Consider the following 20,774-nt stretch of genomic DNA (forward strand, 5'->3'; position numbering starts at 1 on the left):
CGGTGAAATCCATGTCGCGATACGGCTACAAGTACCTGATCGTCGAACAGCGCGCCACCGGCGTCGCGATCGTCACGATGAACCGCCCGGAGATCCTCAACGCGATCAACTGGGAGATGCACGAGGAGCTCGAAGACGTCTTCGTCAAGCTGGATCACGACAGTTCTGTCAACGCGATCGTTCTCACCGGCGCGGGCCGCGGATTTTGTTCCGGTGGCGATCAGAAGTCGCTGGATAAGGGAACGTTGCCGTCCCCGACGCGCAGCGGTCGCCACCTCATCCGCAACATGCTGGAAGTCGAAGTGCCGATCGTCGCGGCCGTCAACGGTGTCGCGGTCGGCCTGGGTGCCACGCTCGCGCTGTTCTGCGACGTGATCTATGCGAGCTCGACAGCTCGTTTTGCCGACACGCACGTCAATGCCGGCGTCGTCGCGGGCGATGGCGGCGCGGTGATCTGGCCGCTGCTGATGGGGCCGGTGCGCGCGAAGCACTATCTGATGACCGGGGAATTCATCCCCGCCGAGAAAGCGGCTGCTGTCGGCATGATCAACGAGGTGGTCGCGGACGGCAACGTTCTCGATGCCGCGATCGAATACGCCGAGCTGCTGGCAAGCGGGCCGAAGGAATCGATCGTGTGGACCAAGTACAGCGTTAACAAGATCATCAAGCACTACGCCCACCTGCTGCTCGACACCTCCGCGGCGCTGGAGATGTTGACCTTCAAGTCGCCCGAGCGGGCCGAGGCGGTTGCCGCATTCGCGGCCAAGCGCAAGCGTTTCGCGGAGCGCTGAGATGAACGTCGCTGCGATTACATCCGGCGCCCAGTTGGCCGATACGACCATTGCGCAGCTTTTGGCTGCGCGACTCGCGGAGCGGCCCGACAAGATCGCCTTGCAACAAAAGCGTCACGGCGCTTGGACCGCCATGACGTGGGGCGCCTATGCGCAGCGTGTCGTGAGCCTGGCCAGCGCGCTGCAGCGTGCTGGTCTCGAGCGCGGCGATCGGGTCGCGATCATGGGCGATTCGTCCGAGGAATGGCTGATCGCCGACATGGCCACGATGTGCGCCGGCGGCGTTATGGTGGGCGTGTACTTCACCTCATCACCCGAAGAAGTGGCTTACTGCTTCACGGATTCAGGCGCGAAGTTTGCGTTGGTCGGCGGGGAGCAGCAGCTTCGCATCGTGCTCGCCTCCGGTCGGGCCGAGCAGCTCCGCGGCATCATCGTGCTCGACCCGGATTGGACCGGCGAGGCCACGGCATCGATCAAGTCGCTGGCCGACTTTGTCGGAGCACACGATGTCGATGCGCATGATTATCTGCAGAAGGAGAGCGCGACAGCAAAGGCGTCCGATGTCGTCAGCATCGGCTATACGTCCGGGACGACCGGAAACCCCAAAGGCGCTATGCTGACGCACCTTTCCATTCTCGCCGGCGTTCATTGCATCACCCTGTTCGGCCCCAGCATGCGCGAAGAGGAACACCGGGTGGTCGTGCATTTGCCGATGTCGCATACCGTCGCGCGCGGGCAGGCGACGACGTTGCCGCTGATCGCCGACGCAGTTCCGTATTTCGGCGAGACGACCGCGGACTTCGCCCAGACGATCAAAGAGGTGAAGCCGACCTACTACATGGCGCCCCCGCGGTTCTACCAGCGTTTTGCGACGCAAATTCTCAGCAAGGTGCATCCCGCCGGCGGTGCGGGAGATCAGAACTACGCGCTCGCCATGACGATCGCGCGCAGGGCGCTCGAAGACCGTCAGCGCGGCCACGAAGATGCCTTCGTCTCGAAACTGTTCGCAGCCTGCCGCGAGCAAGTGTTCCTGCCGCTGCTCGCGGAGGTCGGCTTCGACGAGCTGAAGGTCGCGTTCACCTCGTCGGCGGCGATGCCGTCCGAGCTGATGTCGCTGTGGCAGCTGTGGGGCTTGCAGCTCAAGGAGTGCTACGGCCAGACCGAATTGGTCGGTGCCAATCTGGTGCAGATGGCGGAGTGGCCGAAGGCCGGCAACGTCGGTGTCCCGTTGCCGGATCCGGCGTGGGAAACCGCCGTGCTCCAGGACGGCGAGATGATCGTCCGTGGACCGGGATTGTTCGCGGGCTATTGGAACAAGCCGGACGAGACGAAAGCGGCGCTTCGCGACGGCTGGCTCTACACCGGCGACATCGTCGAAGTGTCGCCGGAAGGAATCTTCAAGCTGGTCGATCGGAAGAAGGAGATCATCAACACGTCGAACGGCAAATCGATCAGCCCAACTCAGATCGAAAACGAGCTGAGGCACAGCCCGTTCATCTCCGAGGCGGCGGTCATCGGCGAGGGGCGAAAATATCTCACCGCCCTGATCGAAGTGGATGCCACCGCCACAATGGACTGGGCGAAGTCGCGCGACGACAAGATCGCGAGTTACGCCGACCTGGCAGCCTCCGAGATCGTCAACCGGCTGGTCGAGGCGGAGATCGGCAAGGCGAACGGAAGGCTGGCGCGAGCCGAGCAGATCAAGGCGTTCCGCATTCTGCCGGAGGAGCTGTCGGTCGAGAACGGCGTGATGACGCCGACGCGGAAGAAGCGTCGCAAGCAGATCAACGAGCGCTATCAGTCGCTGATCGCGTCCCTCTACGACGAAACCGAGGAGAAACTAATCAAGGCCGAGATGGGCCTTTGACGTCGGCGGTCGCTCCCCAAACGTACGAACCTACTAGTCGAGATAGATTTCACTCCTTCAGCAACAGGACATCGAGATGACCAAGCGAAGCGGTATCACGCGGCGGACGATTGTCGGTAGCGGATTGGGAATTGCAGCAGGCCTGGTATCAAGGCCATCGTTTGCGGCGAACACGAAGGTGAAGGTCGGAGCGATCATGCCCAGCAGCGGCGTGCTGGCGTTTCCCGGTCAGGCCTGCGTGCGCGGCATCGATCTGGGCGCCAAATTCGCGCGTGAGAAGCTCGGCCTCGAAATCGAGATCGTTCACGCCGATACGCAAAGCCGTCCGGAGAACGGCCGGATTGCCGCCGAGAGCCTGATCCGGCAGGGCTGCACCGTGCTGATCGGCGCGTGGGATTCCGGCGCCACCATTTCGGCGCTGCAGGCCTGCGAGGCCGCCAAGGTGCCGATGGTGGTCCACATCGCGAGCGCCACCCAGGTGACTTCGCAGGGCTTCACCCAAGTGTTCCGCTATTACCCCACGTCGCTGACCATCGTGCGGCAATCGCTGACCGAGCTGAAGTCCGTGCTCGGCACGCTGAAGGATCCTCCGAGCAGCGCCGTCGTTCTCCATCTCAACAACACGATGGGGCAGTCGACGGCAGCCAGCATCGATCAGGCCTGGAAAGAAGTGGGTGTTCCGCTGAAGATCGCGCAGTACGTTGCCTATGACGAGAAGGCCAAGGATCTGTCGGTAGAGGTCGCCAAGGCGAAAGCGTCGGGTGCCGATGCTTTGATCTCGGTCACGCGCGTCAACGACGCCATCATGATCGCGCGCGAATGCATCAAGCAGGGCTGGGATCCCAAGATGGTGTTTTCGCCCAACTCCAACGGCGTGTCGGACAAGGCGTATCACGACGCGCTCGGAAAGTACGGTGACGGTCCGGTTCTGTCGGCGTTGTGGCTCAATCCCAAGGGTGCCGAGACCGACAAGATCATGAGGATGTTCGCGGCCGATTACCCGAACGACTGGTTCGATGCCAATGCGGGCTGCGCGTTCGAGGCGGTGCAGATCGTCGCAGACGCCGTGACGCGGGCGGCGTCGCCGGAGTCGGCGGCGATTCACGGCGCGCTCAAGACGACCGACATGAAGCCGATCCTGATGTACGGCGACAACACCAAGTTCGACGAGACCGGCCAGAACATCCACTGTTCGATGGTGATGCTGCAGGGTTTGAAAGGCAGGCCGCGGGTGGTGGCTCCAAAGGCCATCGCCGAAGCGTCGCTCGAGTATCCGCTTGCGCCTTACAGCAAACGCTGACGTCGTTACGTGCGGCCCCGCGACAACGTCGTGGGGTCGCGGTCGTCAAATGCCGAGGCAGGGACGTGCGAGCTAGGGCAAACTGTCCGAATTGATCAGGCGCGACCGCTCGGCAAGGAAGCGGCGGGGGCTCTTTCCCATCGTCTTCTTGAACATCGTGATGAACGCGCTGGGCGTTTCGTAGCCCAGTTCCAGCGACACGGCCTGGACCGAACTGCCCGCCGTGAGGCGTTGCATGGCGATCAGAATGTGGAGACGCTGGCGCCAGCGCCCGAAGGTCATCCCTGTTTCCTTGGCGATGAAGCGTGCGAACGTACTCTCGCTCATCGCGTAGCGCGAGGCGACTTCGTCCATCGTGCTGCGGTCGCCCGGATTATTCAACAAGGAGGTCGCAAGGTGTTGAAGACGGGCGTCGGGGGAGATCGGCAGATACATTTCATCCGTCGTCGGCATCTGCACGAGTTCGTCGAGCAAAACCCGGCCGAGACGGCTGGTCGGTCCTTCCAGCGGATAGAGCGGTGGGAACACCGAGAGGCGGTGGATCAATTCGCGCACCAGCGACGTGATCATCAGCGTGCAGCAGGTCCGCGGCAGCATGCTGACCTGCGGATCGATGAACACGGTGTAGAGCTTGCCGAAATCGGCCACGCAATTGCTGTGCTGCACGCCGGCCGGGATCCATACCGCGCCTTGCGGAGGCACGATCCACAAGCCGCCAGGCGCCCGGCACATCACCGAGCCATGAGATGCGACGACCAATTGGCCTTTGCGGTGTGAGTGCAGCGGCAGGTCGTCGTTGTCCTTGCTGGTTTCGAGACAAAATGACGTGATGGGACGATCGAACTGATCCGGATCGACCGGATCATAGTTGATCCGAAGATCGGGCAGATCCATTCGCGCAAAATCGCGATCGAACTCGGTCTCGGGCGGCATTTCAATCCTGCCAATTCATCAAGTCAGTCGAGCCTTGATGCAGATCCTGCTGCTAACCGAGGTTAGCTGCTTTGAAAGGCTAGGTCACTAGTCGCGACGAGCCGTCGAGTTCGCTGATCTGCGACAAGATGCCCGCTACTGCGGCGTGAGCGCTTAGTGATGCGGCATGTTGCGCCGTGACCAAGCGGAAGCACCTGTCAGGCGGCCCACGGCTCGATCACTCGCCTGATTAAACCAACAGCAGAGAATGCTGCGATGCGAGCATCGGCGTCCCTCCGGACCCGGGCAATCCGTCGGAACGCGGCCGTATTCGGCAGCACGTGCCACAGCACCCGATGCTACCAAGTGCGGGCTTTCTAGGAACCCGACGCATGACTGCACACATCGATCCGCCACGCAAGGCCGTCAACGCCGATCAGGACGCGGTCGAAACCGCCGATTGGCTGGCATCGCTTGAATCGCTCCACCACAGCGCCGGTGCCGAGCGCGTGCGATACATCCTGGCTGCGCTCGATCGGCGTGCGAAGGAGCTCGGCGTTCTGCCGGACTCTCCGCCGTTTTCGCCCTATCGCAATTCGATTCCGCTCGAGCAGCAGAAGCCCTACCCCGGCGACATCGCGATCGAGACCCGTCTGACGGCGATCATTCGCTGGAACGCGCTCGCGATGGTGGTCCGTGCCAACAAGGCCTATGGGGAACTCGGCGGGCACGTCGCCAGCTACGCCTCGGCCGCGGAGATTTTCGAAGTCGGTTTCAATCATTTCTTTCGCGCGTCAAGCTCCGAGTTGGAGGGGGACTTGGTGTATTTCCAGCCGCATTCGTCCCCCGGAGTCTATGCACGAGCGTATCTCGAAGGCCGACTGTCGGACGAAAACCTGAAGCTGTATCGCCAGGAACTGAGCGGCCCCGGTCTGTCGTCCTATCCGCATCCCTGGCTGATGCCGGAGTTCTGGCAGGTGCCGTCGGCGTCGATGGGCCTCGGCCCGATCAGCGCGATCTACCAGGCGCGGTTCATGAAGTATCTGCAGCATCGCGGCCTGGTGCAGACGGCTGGTCGCCACGTCTGGGGTGTGTTCGGCGACGGCGAGATGGACGAGCCGGAATCAATCGCCGGGCTCGCCCTGGCGGCGCGGGAAAATCTCGACAACCTCACCTTCGTCGTCAATTGCAACCTGCAGCGCCTGGACGGGCCGGTCCGCGGCAACGGGCAGGTGATTCAGGAACTCGAATCTCTCTTCCAGGGCGCCGGTTGGAACGTCATCAAGGTGCTGTGGGGATCGGAATGGGACGATATCTTCGCGCGCGACAGCAAGCATGCGCTGCTGCGCAAATTCGCCGACACCGTCGATGGCAAATATCAGACGCTCGGCGCCAAGGATGGGGCCTACAACCTCGCCAACTTCTTCAGCGAGGACCCCGCGGTCCGGGCGCTGGTCGCGCACATGTCGGACGCGGATATCGACGGTCTGAAGCGCGGTGGCCACGACTTTAAGAAGCTGTTCGCGGCCTTTGCCGCCGCTAAGGACATCAATGGTCGGCCGACCGTCATTCTGGCGAAGACCAAGAAGGGTTACGGCATGGGCGGCGCCGGCGAGTCGCGCATGACTTCGCACCAGGCCAAGAAGCTCGACGTCGACGCGCTGTATGCGTTCCGCGACCGGTTCGCCCTGCCGCTCAACAACGAGCAAGTCGAGAATCTGGAATTCTTCAGGCCTGCGGAAGACAGCGCGGAAATTCAGTATCTGCGCGCCCGTCGCGCGGCACTCGGCGGCTACATGCCGGCGCGGCGACGCGCTTCGGCGGCGCTGCCGGTGCCGCCACTGCAATCCTACGCGGAGTTCGCGCTGCGCGGCGACGGCAAGGAGACGTCGACCACGATGGCGATCGTGCGGCTGTTCACCAATTTGCTCAAGGACAAGACGCTCGGCCCGCGCATCGTTCCGATCGTCGCCGACGAAGCCCGCACCTTCGGAATGGCGAACCTGTTCAGGCAGGTCGGCATCTACTCGCCGGCGGGGCAGCTCTACGAGCCGGAAGATGCCGGCTCGATGCTGTACTACAAGGAAGCGATCGACGGTCAATTGCTGGAGGAAGGGATCACCGAGGCGGGGGCGATTTCGTCCTGGACCGCGGCGGCGACCTCCTACAGCATCCATAACTTCCCGTTGCTGCCGTTCTATATCTACTATTCGATGTTCGGCTTTCAGCGGGTCGGCGATCTGATCTGGGCGGCGGCGGACCAGCGCGCGCGTGGTTTTCTGATCGGGGCGACGGCCGGCCGGACGACGCTCGGCGGCGAAGGCTTGCAGCATCAGGACGGGTCCAGCCATCTGATGGCGGCGACCGTTCCGAACTGCCGGGCTTACGATCCGGCATTCTCCTACGAGGTGGCCGTCATCGTTGATCACGGCATGCGGTCGATGCTCGAGCAGGGCAACGACGAGTTCTATTACCTCACGGCGATGAACGAGAACTATGCGCAGCCCTCGATGCCTGGCGATGCGCGCGACGGTATCATCAAGGGTCTCTATCGGGTTCTGCCGAGCGCTGACGGGCCGGCGAAGATCAGGCTGGTCGGCTCGGGCGCCATTCTTCCGGAGGCGGTCGCCGCCGCGGCGATGCTGCAAAGCGAATGGAAAGTGCCCAGTGAAGTCTGGTCGGCAACGAGCTTTTCCGAGCTGGCGCGGGAGGCGCGTGAGGTGGAGCGAACTAATCGGCTCTCGCCGCTGTCGACCCCGGTCGAGAGCCACGTCGCACAATGCCTCGGCGGCAAGGTGCCGATCGTCGCGGCATCGGATTATGTTCGGGCGTATCCGCAACTGATCGGTTCTTACATCGAGGCGCCCTATACGGTGCTGGGCACCGACGGCTTCGGGCGCAGCGATACACGCGCCGCGCTGAGATCTTTCTTCGAGGTCGATCGCAAGCAGATCGTCGTTGCGGCGCTGTCGGCGCTGGCAAAATTGGGTGAAGTGGCGCGTGAGCAGGTCGCCGAAGCCATCGCCAGCTACGAATTGCCAACCGGCGTTGCATCGCCTTGGTCTCGCTGACAGAGGGCGGAGCGCGCATGTCTCAATCAATTGAAGTCGTTCTGCCGGATATTGGGGGCTACAAGGATGTTCCGGTAGTCGAAATCAATGTGTCGGTCGGCGACAAGGTCACGATCGACATGCCGTTGCTGTCGATCGAGTCCGACAAGGCGACGATGGAGGTGCCATCCCCGGCCGCAGGCACGGTGGCCAAACTGATGATCGACGTCGGGGCGCGGGTTTCTCAAGGTTCGGTTCTGATGATCCTCGAGGGCCGCGGTGAACCCACCGCGCCTCCGCCGGCGGCTGCGTCGGCGCCACAGGTGGAGCAACGGTTCTCGCAGCAGGAGGCGCTGTCACAGCCGGCGCCCGCCGCTCCAGTCGATGACTCGCGAGCACGTGCACAGCAGCCGCAGCCCAGCGGGGCTGCGCATGCGTCGCCGTCGGTCCGCGCTTTGGCGCGTGAGCTCGGCGTGGCGCTGGACTCTGTCGTGCCCACCGGGCCCAAGGGCCGGATTCTGCGCGAGGATGTGGCGGCCTTCGTCAACGGACTGGTGCGATCGGGACCGGCGATGGCGCCTGCGCCCGACGCGCCGGTCGATTGGCCCAAGGTGGATTTTGAGAGGTACGGCGCGGTCGAGCGCCTGCCGCTGACGCGGATCCAGAAGCTGACCGGCGCGAATCTCTCGCGCAACTGGAACGTCATTCCCCATGTAACGAATTTCGACAAAGCGGATGTGACCGACGCCGAAGCCTTTCGTCAGCTCGCCAATGCCGAGGCCGCGAAGGACACGGCGAAGCTCACCATGGTGTCGCTGCTGATCAAGGCCGCGGCCTTGGCGCTGCAGAAATACCCGCGCTTCAATTCGTCGCTCGATGGCGATGAGCTGATCCTCAAGCACTACGTCCACATCGGATTCGCCGTCGACACGCCGAAAGGTCTGGTCGTGCCGGTGATCCGGGACTGCGATAAGAAGGGCCTTCGGCAGATCGCCGCGGGGATGCGCTCGCTCGCCGACCAGGCGCTCGCGGGGCAGCTCGCGTCGGGCGACATGCAGGGCGGCTGTTTCTCGGTGTCGTCTCCGGGAGGCGTCGGCGGTCAGGGATTTACGCCCATCATCAACGCGCCCGAGGTGGCAATCCTCGGAGCCGGTCGTGCCGCCACCGAGGCAGTCTGGAATGGGCGCGAATTCGAACCGCGGCTCGTCCTTCCGATGAGTCTATCGTGGGATCACCGGGTCGTCGACGGCGTGGCCGGGGCCCGCTTCCTGGGCTTCGTCGCGTCGGTGCTCTCCGATCTACAGCGCTTCGCATTGTGAGGACGCAGATGCGGACAGAGGAGATCCGGGTCCCCGACATCGGGGATTTCCGAGACGTCGAAGTCGTCGAGGTCCACGTCAGGGCGGGCGACGTCGTCGCGCGAGAGCAGGCTTTGATCACCGTGGAGTCCGACAAGGCGACGCTGGAGATTCCGTCGCCGATTGCAGGCGTGATCACGAGCATTTCACTGCGCGTTGGAGACAAGGTGTCTCAAGGCTCCATGATTGGCACGGCGTCGGCGTCGGACGAAGCCGGCGCGCAAGGCGAGACGGTCTCGGCAGATCAGGCCGATGCTGGCCAGCGCGCAACAGATCATACGCGCTACGATCTTGTCGTGATCGGAGGCGGGCCGGGCGGCTATTCAGCAGCGTTTCGGGCCGCAGATCTTGGACTGAGGACCGCGATCGTCGAACGCTACGGCACCTTGGGCGGAGTTTGCCTGAATGTCGGATGTATCCCGTCGAAGGCGCTGCTTCATGTTGCGGCCGTCAAGGAGGAAGCCGAGCGGATCGCCGACATGGGCATTCGCTTCGGCGCGCCGCAGATCGATCTGCAGGCGCTGCGCGCCTTCAAGGACGGCACCGTCACGAAGCTGACGGATGGGCTGAGCCAGATGGCGGCGGCGCGCCGCGTCACGGTGATCCGCGGCACCGCGAAATTCGTCTCCGCCACGCGGCTCGAGATTGCCGGCGAGGGGGCAAGCTCGCAGCAGATCGATTTCGGACAATGTATCATCGCGACGGGCTCGCGCGCGGTGCAGTTGGCGGTGCTTCCCAAGGACGAGCGGGTCGTGACCTCGACCGGCGCGCTCGCGCTGCGAAGCATTCCGGGCCGCATGCTGGTGATCGGAGCGGGGATCATCGGGCTGGAGATGGCGACCGTCTACAGCGCGCTCGGCGCCAAGATCGATCTTGTCGAAAGGCTTCCCGCTATCCTGGCGGGCGTGGATGCCGATGCGGTGAAGATCTGGCGTTCGCGCAACGCGCATCGCTTCGAGCATATCGACCTTGAAAGCAGCGTATCAACTGCCGCGGTGACGCCCGACGGCGTGACGGTTGGTATCACGGGCGCGTCAGTTCAGACACGATCCTACGATCTCGTGCTGCAATCTGCAGGCCGCGTTCCTAACAGCGGCGAACTCGGCCTCGAACGGATCGACGTTGCAATCGATACGAACGGCTTCATTCCGGTCGACGAGCAGATGAGAACGACGGCGCGCAACGTCTTCGCCATCGGCGACGTCGTCGGCGGTTCGATGTTGGCCCACAAGGCCGTTCACGAGGGGCACGTCGCCGCGGAAGTAGCTGCCGGGAAGCCGGCGGCCTTTACGGCGAAGATCGTCCCCAATGTCGCCTACACCGATCCTGAGATCGCCTGGGTCGGCAAGTCCGAGCGTGATGTCGCCGAATCCGGGGGGAAGATCCGCTCGGCAAAATTCCCATGGGCTGCGTCCGGCCGGGCCATCGCGTCGGGCGCGTCCTATGGCATGACGAAGCTGTTGTTCGACGTCGAAATTGGTCGCATCGTCGGAGGCGTGATCGTCGGACCGCATGCCGGCGATATGATCGGGGAAATCTGTCTCGCGATCGAAATGGGGGCTGACGCGATCGATATCGGCAAGACCATTCACCCGCATCCGACCCTCGGCGAGACGATCGGCATGGCTGCCGAAGTCTATGAGAGCATTTGCACCGACCTGCCTCCAATCGCCAGAAAACGGTAGATCAGTTGACCCAATCGATGTCCGTTATCGAAGCCCTCGAACAACGTCGCGCCGGTGCCAAACTCGGCGGCGGCGAGAAGCGCATGGACGCGCAGCATGCGCGCGGCCGCCTCACCGCGCGGGAGCGGATCGACCTGCTGCTCGACAAGCATTCGTTCGAGGAGATGGACATGTTCGTCCAGCACCGCTCGACCGAATTCGGGATGGAGAACATCAAAATTCCGGGAGACGGCGTGGTCACCGGCTGGGGCACCGTCAACGGCCGCAAGGTGTTCGTGTTCGCCAAGGATTTTACGGTCTTCGGCGGTTCGCTCTCGGAAACGCACGCGCTGAAGATCACGAAGCTGCAGGACATGGCGATGAAGGCGAGGGCGCCCATCATCGGCCTCTATGACGCGGGCGGCGCCCGCATCCAGGAAGGCGTGGCGGCGCTCGCCGGCTACTCCTACGTGTTCCGCCGCAACGTGCTCGCCTCGGGCGTGATCCCGCAGATCTCCGTCATCATGGGCCCCTGCGCCGGTGGCGACGTTTATTCGCCGGCGATGACCGACTTCATCTTCATGGTGAAGAACACCAGCTACATGTTCGTCACCGGCCCCGATGTGGTGAAGACCGTCACCAACGAGGTCGTCACGGCCGAAGAGCTCGGCGGCGCCTCGGTGCACGCCACGCGTTCCTCGATCGCCGATGGCGCCTTCGAGAACGACGTCGAGACGCTGTTGCAGATGCGGCGCCTGATCGACTTCCTGCCGTCCAACAACACCGACGGCGTTCCGGAATGGCCGAGCTTCGACGACATCGGCCGGGTCGACATGTCCCTGGACACGCTGATCCCCGACAATCCGAACAAACCCTACGACATGAAGGAGCTGATCCTGAAGGTCGTGGACGAGGGCGACTTCTTCGAGATCGCCGACATGTTCGCCAAGAACATCGTCACCGGCTTCGGCCGCATCGCGGGGCGCACCGTGGGCTTCGTCGCCAACCAGCCGATGGTGCTGGCCGGCGTGCTCGACAGCGATGCCTCGCGCAAGGCCGCGCGCTTCGTGCGCTTCTGCGACGCCTTCAACATCCCGATCGTCACCTTCGTCGACGTGCCGGGCTTCCTGCCCGGCACCGCGCAGGAATATGGCGGCCTGATCAAGCACGGCGCCAAGCTGCTGTTTGCCTATTCGCAGTGCACCGTGCCGCTGGTCACCATCATCACCCGCAAGGCCTATGGCGGCGCCTTCGACGTCATGGCCTCCAAGGAGATCGGCGCGGACATGAACTACGCCTGGCCGACCGCTCAAATCGCGGTGATGGGCGCCAAGGGCGCGGTCGAGATCATCTTCCGCAGTGACATCGGCGACCCCGACAAGATCGCCGCGCGCACCAAGGAATATGAGGACCGCTTCCTGTCGCCCTTCATCGCCGCCGAGCGCGGCTACGTCGACGACGTCATCATGCCGCACTCGACGCGGAAGCGGATCGCGCGGGCGCTGGCGATGCTGAAGGACAAGAAGGTGGAAACGCCGGCGAAGAAGCACGACAACATGCCGTTGTGAGAAGAGCAATGTTCAAACGCATCCTGATCGCCAACCGCGGCGAAATCGCCTGCAGGGTCATCAAGACCGCCGGCAAGATGGGAATTCAGACGGTTGCCGTCTATTCCGAAGCCGATCGCGACGCCCTCCATGTCGAGATGGCCGACGAGGCCGTGCTGATCGGCCCGCCCGCAGCGGCCGAGAGCTATCTGGTGATCGAGAAGATCGTCGAGGCCTGCCGCAAGACGGGCGCTGAGGCCGTGCATCCCGGTTACGGCTTCCTGTCCGAGCGCGAGGCGTTTCCGCGCGCGCTGGAAGCCGCCGGCATCGTCTTCATCGGTCCCAACCCCGGCGCGATCGCTGCGATGGGCGACAAGATCGAGTCGAAGAAGGCGGCCGCCAAGGCCAAGGTCTCGACCGTGCCCGGCTATCTCGGCGTCATCGAGGATGACAGGCACGCGGTCAGGATCGCCGACGAGATCGGTTATCCCGTGATGATCAAGGCTTCCGCCGGCGGCGGCGGCAAGGGCATGCGCATCGCGCATTCGACGGCCGAGGTCGCGGAAGGTTTTAACCTCGCCAAGGCCGAGGCCAAGGCCTCGTTCGGCGACGACCGCGTCTTCGTCGAGAAGTTCATCGTCGATCCCCGCCACATCGAGATTCAGGTGCTCGGCGACAAGCATGGCAACGTCATCTATCTCGGCGAGCGCGAATGCTCGATCCAGCGCCGCAACCAGAAGGTCATCGAGGAGGCGCCATCGCCGCTGCTCGACGAGGCCACCCGTCGCCAGATGGGCGAGCAGGCGGTCGCGCTGGCGAAAGCCGTGAATTACGACTCCGCCGGCACCGTCGAGTTCGTCGCAGGACAAGACAAGAGCTTCTATTTCCTGGAGATGAACACGCGCCTCCAGGTCGAGCATCCCGTCACCGAGCTCGTCACCGGCATCGACCTCGTGGAGCAGATGATCCGCGTTGCCGCCGGCGAGAAGCTCGCGCTGGCGCAGAAGGACGTCACGCTCACGGGCTGGGCGGTGGAATCGCGCCTCTATGCCGAGGATCCGTTCCGCAACTTCCTGCCCTCGATCGGGCGTCTGGTAAAATATCGTCCGCCGGCGGAAGCCAGCCAGGACGGCATCACGATCCGCAACGACACCGGCGTGCAGGAGGGCGGCGAGATCTCGATCCATTACGATCCGATGATCGCCAAGCTGGTCACGCATGCGCCCTCGCGCGCGGCTGCGATCGAGGCGCAGGCCACCGCGCTGGATTCGTTCTATGTCGACGGTATCAGGCACAACATCCCGTTCCTGTCGGCGCTGATGCATCATCCGCGCTGGCGCGAGGGCCGGCTCTCCACCGGATTCATCGCCGAGGAATTCCCCAAGGGCTTTGCGGTGCGCGTGCCCGAAGGCGAGATCGCGCGGCGGATCGCCGCGGTCGGAGCGGCCATCGATCACGTGCTCGGGGAGCGCAAGCGGCAGATCTCGGGCCAGATGGGCGGCCGCGTCGTGCAGCGCGAGCGGCGCCGCGCGGTCTGGCTCGACCGCCAGGAGATCCAGCTCGAGGTCGGCCGCGAGGGCGAGGCGATCGCGGTGCGTTTCGTCGATGCCGCCGGCAAGGCCGGCAATGCGCATCTCTTGCAATCGCCATGGAAGCCGGGCGACCCGTTCTGGCAGGGCACCATCGACGGCCACCTCGTCGCGGTGCAGGCGCGCCCGATCGCCAATGGCATTCGTCTTGCGCATCAGGGCGTAGAGGTTCCTGTCTATGTCTGGACCGAAGCGGAAGCGACTTCAGCGCGGCTGATGCCGGTGACGACGGCCTGCGACACCGGCAAGAAGCTGCTCTGCCCGATGCCCGGCCTCGTGGTCTCCATCGCTGTGACCGAGGGGCAGGAAGTCAAGGCCGGCGAGACGCTCGCGGTGGTCGAAGCCATGAAGATGCAGAACGTGCTGCGCGCCGAGCAGGACGGCACCGTCAAAAAGATCCACGCAAGCGCCGGCGCGACGCTGGCGGTGGACGCGCTCATCTTGGAATTTGCGTAAGCAGGCCATGTAGCCCGCGATGCGTGGTTGACAATTAGACCGGTAACCGGTGCGAGATCAAGAATGTCGATGTCATTTCCAGATGAATGGAAGAGGATTGCCGAGAAGGAACTAAAAGGCGATCCCATCGCGCTCGTGCGGAAGGTTCCGGAGGGCATTGAAGTCAAGCCGATCTATACGGCGTCTGATTTAGATGGGATCGAGCATCTGGACACGTTACCTGGCATGTCGCCGTTCGTTCGTGGTCCTAAGGCGACGATGTATACTGGCAGACCGTGGACAATCCGCCAGTATGCGGGATTCGCGACTGCAGAGGCGTCAAACGCATTCTATCGTTCCGCCCTTTCCTCAGGACAGAAGGGCTTGTCGGTTGCATTCGATTTGGCGACCCACCGCGGCTATGATTCTGATCATCCTCGCGTCCTAGGTGATGTCGGGAAGGCGGGCGTTGCCATCGACTCAGTCGAAGACATGAAGATCCTCTTTGACGGCATTCCCCTCGGGGAAACGTCGGTGTCGATGACCATGAACGGAGCGATAATCCCCATTCTCGCAACCTTCATTGTCGCCGGTGAAGAGCAGGGAATTCCGCGCGAAGCTCTCTCGGGAACTGTCCAAAATGACATTCTGAAGGAGTTCATGGTCCGCAATACATACATTTATCCGCCGGAACCATCGATGCGCATTGTTGCTGACATTATAGCGTTCACCGCGCAGAACATGCCGCGCTTCAACTCCATCTCGATTTCAGGCTACCATATGCAAGAAGCGGGGGCGACGCTCGTCCAGGAGTTGGCCTTTACGCTCGCTGATGGACGTGAATACGTCCGGTCTGCTCTTGCCAAGGGCCTTAACATCGATGACTTCGCAGGGCGGCTTTCATTCTTCTTCGCTATCGGAATGAATTTCTTCATGGAAGCGGCGAAGTTGCGCGCTGCTCGACTTATCTGGTCGCGTGTTATGGCGGAATTCAACCCTAAAAAGCAGTCGTCCTTAGTGCTTCGTACGCACTGTCAGACGTCGGGAGTGTCGCTCCAGGAGCATGATCCGTATAACAATATCGTGCGGACCGCTTATGAGGCCTTAGCCGCCGTTCTGGGCGGCACGCAATCGCTGCACACAAATTCGTTCGACGAAGCCATCGCATTGCCCACTGAGTTTTCGGCTCGGATTGCCCGGAACACCCAGCTAATCCTTCAGCATGAGACCGGCGTCGCCGACGTCGTCGATCCCCTCGCGGGATCCTACTATGTCGAGCGCCTGACGGACGATCTCGTCAAGGCTGCCTGGCAACTCATGGAGGAGGTCGAAGAGCGGGGAGGGATGGCGAACGCGATCGCGACAGGGTGGCCTAAGCGATTGATCGAAGAATCGGCGACACGGAAACAGGCCGCGATCGATCGCGGCGATCAGGTCATCGTTGGAGTTAATCGGTTTCGGCTTGAACAAGAGGAGCCAATCGACATTCTGGAGATCGACAATTCGGCTGTGCGCGCCTCGCAAATTCGTCGCCTGACCGATATCAAACGGTCGAGAGATTCTAAGAGCGCCTCCAGTGCGTTGGCTCGACTGACCCAGGTCGCGCAGTCAGGTGAGGGAAATCTGCTGGAAGCCGCGATTGAGGCCGCTAGGTCTCGAGCAACCGTCGGCGAAATGTCTGACGCAATGCGGCAGGCTTTTGGAGATCACCAGGCGATACCCGATGTTGTTTCGAGTGTCTATGGCCCTGCTTATGGAAACGATCCCGAGTTCACCAATCTTGTCTCGCGGCTCGACGAAGTGTCACAAGCGATCGGCGTGAGGCCAAAGATTATGATCGCCAAGCTAGGACAAGATGGTCATGATCGAGGTGCGAAGGTTATTGCGTCGGCATTCGGCGATATGGGGTTCGATGTTGTTGCCGGTCCTTTGTTTCAGACGCCAGCCGAAGCTGCCGCGATGGCCGTTCAGGCAAAAGTACATGTTCTGGGGCTCTCGTCGCTCGCGGCCGGTCACAGGACGCTCGTTCCTCAGGTTGTCAGGGAGTTGAAGCTGGCTGGCGCTGGCGGCATCATTGTTGTTTGCGGGGGCGTCGTCCCACGGCAGGACTACGAGGAATTGCTTCGGAGCGGAGTGGCAGCCGTGTTTGGACCTGGTACCAACGTACTTGAGGCCGCTATGGCAGTTCTCGATCTTATCGAAGGACGGCGAAGAAATCGCTGATCGAGGCCCGGCCGCTTTGAAGTTGCACGGGCTTCGATCAGGATGCGTCCTATTCGTCCAAGCACGAGCGCGCGCCGCGAGCTTACGAACCGCGGCCGGCTCGCGGCCGAGGGTGATGGCCACTTCGGTCAGCGGCACGTCGAAGACGTCGTGGAGAAGGAAAGCGGCCCGCTCCAGAGGGGACAGACGCTCGAGGGCCAACAACAACGTGACCGTGACGTCGTCGGCGACTGTCTCGTCCGGCTCCATGGAATCCACGAGAGGATCCGGCAGCCATGGTCCGACGTAGGTTTCCGGGCGCGCCCGCGCGGAGCGGCGTCGGTGGAGGCACAGCCGTGTGACAATGCGGGTTAGATGCGCGGGAGGCGAATCACGTCCATAGGGAGGCCAGGAGATCGTCATTGCTGTGGTGCCCTGGAGGAACGCCGCGAGATTGTCGACGAAATTCCACTGCTCCACGCCGGGCGGCATGAACTTGTTTTCCGCCAGCATCTGCTTGAACACTTTGAGGCCGACGTCACTGTTCACCATCGCTTTCATGGTATCCGCATTGAGAGACTTGCCGCCTTCCATGCGGAAGCGTTCCTGAAACATGTACTGCGGATAGGGCGCGGTGCGGAAGAATAGGCGCCGTAAACCTTGGGCGCCATCTTGTCGGTGATGAACTGGCCGATCTCGTCGAATTGTTTCCAGTCCTTTGGCGGAGCGAGCTCGTAGCCGAACTTGGCCTTGAACTCATCCTTCATCTTCGGGTCCTCGAAGATGTCCTTGCGGTAGTAGAGCAGCATCACGTCGCCGTCGTCCGGAAAGCCATAAATCTTACCGTCGTACTGCATCTGGTTGTCGCGATAAGCCGCGGCGATGTCCTGCAACTCGTCGCGATAGCCGAACTTGTCGATATATTTGTCGAGAGGCTCGAGCGCCCCGGCGCGCGCGAGATCGGGCATCCAGGATGGGATCACGTTCAGCGCGTCGTAAGCCCCGGCGCCGGATTTGAAATCCTGCATTATCTTTGTGAACATCTGGTCGGTTGGCACTTCGACCACCTTCACCTTGATGCCGGTGAGCTTCTCCCACTTCGGTCCAGAATAGTTGAGTGGGTCGAGCGACTGGAGGCCTGCCTCCCAGACGATGCTGATTGTCGTACCTGCGTACTTCTTCGCAGCTTCGACCGCGGTGTCGGCCGCATCCTTGTCGGCAGCCGGTGCCGAGGCGCCGGCGAGCGCTAGGACTGCGGCCGCGCCGAGAAAGGTTCTGAAGTTCATGCCTTCCTCCTGCTCTCCTAAGCCCCCGGCGGCCGGGAGAGCCGGCTTCGGAGCGCTTTTCACGTCATCCGTTACCGGTCAGTCAGCAGCAGGCAGGAACAAGCCGTGCCGGCACCGACGGGCACCAACAAACAGAGTCATCAGTGTCGACAATTGTACGCGGCTAGTCGCTGGGCTGGGTTTCTGTCGCAGCCTGTCGCGATTTGGCTTCGTGAAGTAGGCTTCCTCCCCAAAACGCTCGAGAGCGTTGATTTTGGGGCTAGTCTGCGTTGAGGCGGCGCTGGCCGACAAATGAGAACTTTGCAAGCATCGATGAGTCGCATTCACTCATCGGCGAACTGTCAGCCACGGCTTCGTTGATTGGTCCTCCCATTCAGAATGCTTGCCCGGACGTACCCGCCGTGGTCGGGACCAAAACCCTGAGCCAGCCGGGTCAGTTGTACGGCCCTATGAAAGCGTTGATGCCGCTTTGGCTCGTTCGCGGTTTCGAACTGCTGGCTGGCACCGTATGATCCTTGAGCAACTGCCGAGCGGACCGCATCTCGGACCTCTCGCAAACTCGTGGCCACGGCACGATGCCATGCCTTCGCAAGATCAAGGGCATGCCGAAAGTCTCGCGGCTCACTTCGTCTGGGCGCAGCAGGTCAACCTGGCCAGCACGGTTCTTCGCCGCAAGTGACCCGCGGTCGGCGACGAAATCCCATTTTCGGACGTTGCTCAGACCGTAGGTTTGGGTCCAGAACGAGAAGGAAGCCCGTATTTTTCAAAGGGGATTGACTGAAACTCTCTCCGCCATGTCACATCGATAGCGGCAACTGAGGTCACGAGGAGGTCCTCTGTCGCCCTTCGACTCGACGGCACACTGGATAGGAGCGCACTGTGGTCATGCCTGCGGACAAAATCGAGAATGCGATCATTGTCGATGACCCCGGCTTGGCAAGCTCATGGTTAAGCCGCCGACCTTAGGTCGCTGGTTGCCGACCCAAACGGCTGTTCTAGACATCAAGGGAGCAATTTTTGCCGAAGCGCGAGGGCCACTGCGTGCGAAAGAGTTAGCGCAGCAAGATTTCGCCTGGCGTTGTCCAGATGAAACTTTACGCCTCGCGGTTTAATACCGAGAAGCGCCGCAATATCCTGCATCGTCTTGCCATCAGAGATCCAAGCGAGACACTGCCGTTCGCGCTGTGTGAGTGAGCTTTCCATCCCGCCCACTATTGATGCGCGTCCGATCCTGGCACTCACATGGGCATGGTAGTTGAGAGCCACCGTTTCCAACATGTCTTGCGAGGTCTCGATGAAACGGTCGAGTCCAAGGCTGCGGTCGTCCACCGCCAAGGTGAACGCCGCGAACTGGTTTTGACTTGAGGGAATGCGAACCGTCAGGCCGGTCCTGATCTTGAAGCTGAGTGCATCGTCAAACAGACGGCGTTCTTTCGTCGACTTTGCGCTTCGCGCCTCACGCCCATCCCACAGGAACATCCGCCTTGTGTTTCGCGGCTCCTGAAGAACGGGATCGATGCTGTCGTATCCTTCCCGAAAGTAGTGGCGGGTCCAACTCTTCGGATAGGACGAGATCAGCTTAGGACCATTCGCGCGGTGGCCAAGATAGGCGAACCAGCGAAAGCCCAATGCATGCGCGGTTCGCTCCGCGACGCGTCTAAAATCATCTTCCGTTTGGGCAGAGTGAAGACAATCGACGAATTCATCACATGCTCGTTTGGCTTCTTTCATCGCACCCCCTTTAGAACTTTTCTGGTACCCAAAAGCGGCAACCGCGCAACATTCGCGCGCTGCGTGTGGCGTGTATTGGCGCCTTGCGGCAGCTTTGCGGCAGGAACAACTCGATATCGCTCTGTCCGAACTACAGCATCAACGCGAACTTACGACGGGGCAGAACAACCTCTGACTGCGGCCGCCCAAAGAAACACTTTCCTCCGTTTCTCGACTTTAAGGAATTCCATTCCCTGCACTGTCAGATCTGTGGGCCACAAACTTACACAGTTTCCAAAGTGCGCGCGATGATGATCACGCCTGCGAATGCGGTTCGCGACCCAACAGAACCATGACGTCCTGTCAGAAGTGACAGCGCAACGCCGTGACCGCGCCTGCTCTGTTGAGCTCGAAGCTGTGATTCGTAAGCGAGAGGTTAAGAATGAAGGTCATTGCGCGCACGCGTATGGCGCTCCTGCACGACTCTGAACTGACAATGGGAATGCACCGTCTGCGAGGGCGCGTGTTTAAGGAGCGGCTTGACTGGGATGTCTCTGTCACAGGCGGACTGGAGATCGATCAGTACGACGCACTCAACCCGACTTATCTTTTGGTGATCGAGCAGCGCGCAGTTGTCGGCTGTGTTCGCTTGCTGCCCACCACTGGGGCCAACATGCTGGCCCACACGTTCTCGTTTTTGCGTTGATACCAAGAACGTTGCGGCGACAGCCGAGAACGGCTTGCGGGAAGCGACCTTCCTGCTCTTTGCCGCAATGATCGAATGGGGCCAGCAGCGCGACCTGCAGGCGATCGCGACCGTCACTGATCTTCGCATGGAGCGCATCCTGCGCCGGGCCGGATGGCAACTCAATCGCCTCGGCGAGCCACGTCAAATCGGAGCCACCACGGCTGTCGCTGGGCTACTACCAGTCACGGATGACGCGCTCGGGGCGATCCGGGCGGCCGGCAAGATTGCTAAGCTGGCAATTGATGCTCCGTCAAGCACGGCGCTCGCGGCATAGCGTCGCGTCTCCAGCTCCCCAAAATATTAAAGAGGCTTTTC

The 20,774-nt window shown here is 62.0% G+C and carries 12 protein-coding genes and 2 pseudogenes; 10 read left to right on the plus strand and 4 right to left on the minus strand.

The window, feature by feature from the left end; all coding sequences use genetic code 11:
• Positions 1-11 precede the first annotated feature (11 nt).
• The 3 genes from IVB26_RS41625 to IVB26_RS41635 all read left to right on the plus strand — a co-directional run bounded on the left by IVB26_RS41625 (position 12) and on the right by IVB26_RS41635 (position 3,958).
• Complete coding sequence (locus tag IVB26_RS41625) at positions 12-791, plus strand: enoyl-CoA hydratase/isomerase family protein (protein ID WP_247973650.1); 780 nt, start codon at positions 12-14, stop codon at positions 789-791.
• Between the two features lies 1 nt (position 792).
• On the plus strand, positions 793-2,658 hold the full coding sequence (locus IVB26_RS41630; RefSeq protein ID WP_247973651.1) for an AMP-dependent synthetase/ligase: 1,866 nt from the start codon (positions 793-795) through the stop codon (positions 2,656-2,658).
• A gap of 76 nt (positions 2,659-2,734) precedes the next feature.
• On the plus strand, positions 2,735-3,958 hold the full coding sequence (locus IVB26_RS41635; RefSeq protein ID WP_247973652.1) for an ABC transporter substrate-binding protein: 1,224 nt from the start codon (positions 2,735-2,737) through the stop codon (positions 3,956-3,958).
• A gap of 72 nt (positions 3,959-4,030) precedes the next feature.
• Here the strand turns inward: IVB26_RS41635 and IVB26_RS41640 are convergent, their stop codons facing one another.
• Entirely contained in the window at positions 4,031-4,852 is an 822-nt protein-coding gene (locus tag IVB26_RS41640; RefSeq protein WP_247973653.1) for an AraC family transcriptional regulator, read from the minus strand.
• A 410-nt stretch (positions 4,853-5,262) separates the two neighbouring features.
• Here IVB26_RS41640 and mdeB point away from each other — a divergent pair, with 410 nt between their 5' ends.
• From mdeB to scpA, 6 genes are all read left to right on the plus strand, one after another.
• Positions 5,263-7,941: an alpha-ketoglutarate dehydrogenase gene (gene mdeB / locus IVB26_RS41645; protein WP_247973654.1), complete on the plus strand. Its 2,679-nt coding sequence runs from the start codon at positions 5,263-5,265 to the stop codon at positions 7,939-7,941.
• A 17-nt stretch (positions 7,942-7,958) separates the two neighbouring features.
• On the plus strand, positions 7,959-9,239 hold the full coding sequence (locus IVB26_RS41650; protein WP_247973655.1) for a 2-oxo acid dehydrogenase subunit E2: 1,281 nt from the start codon (positions 7,959-7,961) through the stop codon (positions 9,237-9,239).
• A gap of 8 nt (positions 9,240-9,247) precedes the next feature.
• Positions 9,248-10,963 (plus strand): dihydrolipoyl dehydrogenase, encoded by a 1,716-nt coding sequence (lpdA, locus tag IVB26_RS41655; protein WP_247973656.1) that lies wholly within the window; start codon positions 9,248-9,250, stop codon positions 10,961-10,963.
• A 17-nt stretch (positions 10,964-10,980) separates the two neighbouring features.
• Positions 10,981-12,510: an acyl-CoA carboxylase subunit beta gene (locus tag IVB26_RS41660; protein ID WP_247973657.1), complete on the plus strand. Its 1,530-nt coding sequence runs from the start codon at positions 10,981-10,983 to the stop codon at positions 12,508-12,510.
• 8 nt (positions 12,511-12,518) lie between these two features.
• The gene (locus tag IVB26_RS41665; protein ID WP_247973658.1) at positions 12,519-14,534 is read left to right on the plus strand and encodes an acetyl-CoA carboxylase biotin carboxylase subunit; all 2,016 of its coding nucleotides are present in this window, start codon (positions 12,519-12,521) and stop codon (positions 14,532-14,534) included.
• Positions 14,535-14,597: 63 nt separating this feature from the next.
• Positions 14,598-16,736, plus strand: coding sequence for a methylmalonyl-CoA mutase (gene scpA, locus IVB26_RS41670; protein ID WP_247973659.1), 2,139 nt, complete (start codon positions 14,598-14,600; stop codon positions 16,734-16,736).
• Positions 16,737-16,775: 39 nt separating this feature from the next.
• On the opposite strand, the pseudogene IVB26_RS41675 reads toward scpA, so the two are convergent.
• From IVB26_RS41675 to IVB26_RS41685, 3 genes and pseudogenes are all read right to left on the minus strand, one after another.
• Positions 16,776-17,114: pseudogene (locus tag IVB26_RS41675) on the minus strand (sigma factor-like helix-turn-helix DNA-binding protein); the annotation flags it as partial.
• Positions 17,115-17,272: 158 nt separating this feature from the next.
• Positions 17,273-18,001 carry an ABC transporter substrate-binding protein gene (locus IVB26_RS41680; RefSeq protein WP_247973660.1) on the minus strand — a complete coding sequence of 243 codons (729 nt, stop codon included), beginning with the start codon at positions 17,999-18,001 and terminating at the stop codon, positions 17,273-17,275.
• A gap of 1,002 nt (positions 18,002-19,003) precedes the next feature.
• Positions 19,004-19,732: an autoinducer binding domain-containing protein gene (locus tag IVB26_RS41685; RefSeq protein WP_247973661.1), complete on the minus strand. Its 729-nt coding sequence runs from the start codon at positions 19,730-19,732 to the stop codon at positions 19,004-19,006.
• Between the two features lie 481 nt (positions 19,733-20,213).
• Between IVB26_RS41685 and IVB26_RS41690 the strand changes: the two are divergent.
• Positions 20,214-20,733: pseudogene (locus IVB26_RS41690) on the plus strand (acyl-homoserine-lactone synthase).
• Positions 20,734-20,774: the final 41 nt, after the last annotated feature.

The sequence above is a fragment of the Bradyrhizobium sp. 195 genome, assembly GCF_023101665.1.
Taxonomy (GTDB): Bacteria; Pseudomonadota; Alphaproteobacteria; order Rhizobiales; family Xanthobacteraceae; genus Bradyrhizobium.

What these genes read in the sequence shown, in the direction of transcription:
- IVB26_RS41625 (WP_247973650.1), top strand. Translation starts at nt 12, where the DNA reads ATGTCGCGATACGGCTACAAGTACCTGATCGTCGAACAGCGCGCCACC.
- IVB26_RS41630 (WP_247973651.1), top strand. Translation starts at nt 793, where the DNA reads ATGAACGTCGCTGCGATTACATCCGGCGCCCAGTTGGCCGATACGACC.
- IVB26_RS41635 (WP_247973652.1), top strand. Translation starts at nt 2,735, where the DNA reads ATGACCAAGCGAAGCGGTATCACGCGGCGGACGATTGTCGGTAGCGGA.
- IVB26_RS41640 (WP_247973653.1), bottom strand. Translation starts at nt 4,852, where the DNA reads ATGGATCTGCCCGATCTTCGGATCAACTATGATCCGGTCGATCCGGAT.
- mdeB (WP_247973654.1), top strand. Translation starts at nt 5,263, where the DNA reads ATGACTGCACACATCGATCCGCCACGCAAGGCCGTCAACGCCGATCAG.
- IVB26_RS41650 (WP_247973655.1), top strand. Translation starts at nt 7,959, where the DNA reads ATGTCTCAATCAATTGAAGTCGTTCTGCCGGATATTGGGGGCTACAAG.
- lpdA (WP_247973656.1), top strand. Translation starts at nt 9,248, where the DNA reads ATGCGGACAGAGGAGATCCGGGTCCCCGACATCGGGGATTTCCGAGAC.
- IVB26_RS41660 (WP_247973657.1), top strand. Translation starts at nt 10,981, where the DNA reads ATGTCCGTTATCGAAGCCCTCGAACAACGTCGCGCCGGTGCCAAACTC.
- IVB26_RS41665 (WP_247973658.1), top strand. Translation starts at nt 12,519, where the DNA reads ATGTTCAAACGCATCCTGATCGCCAACCGCGGCGAAATCGCCTGCAGG.
- scpA (WP_247973659.1), top strand. Translation starts at nt 14,598, where the DNA reads ATGTCGATGTCATTTCCAGATGAATGGAAGAGGATTGCCGAGAAGGAA.
- IVB26_RS41680 (WP_247973660.1), bottom strand. Translation starts at nt 18,001, where the DNA reads ATGAACTTCAGAACCTTTCTCGGCGCGGCCGCAGTCCTAGCGCTCGCC.
- IVB26_RS41685 (WP_247973661.1), bottom strand. Translation starts at nt 19,732, where the DNA reads ATGAAAGAAGCCAAACGAGCATGTGATGAATTCGTCGATTGTCTTCAC.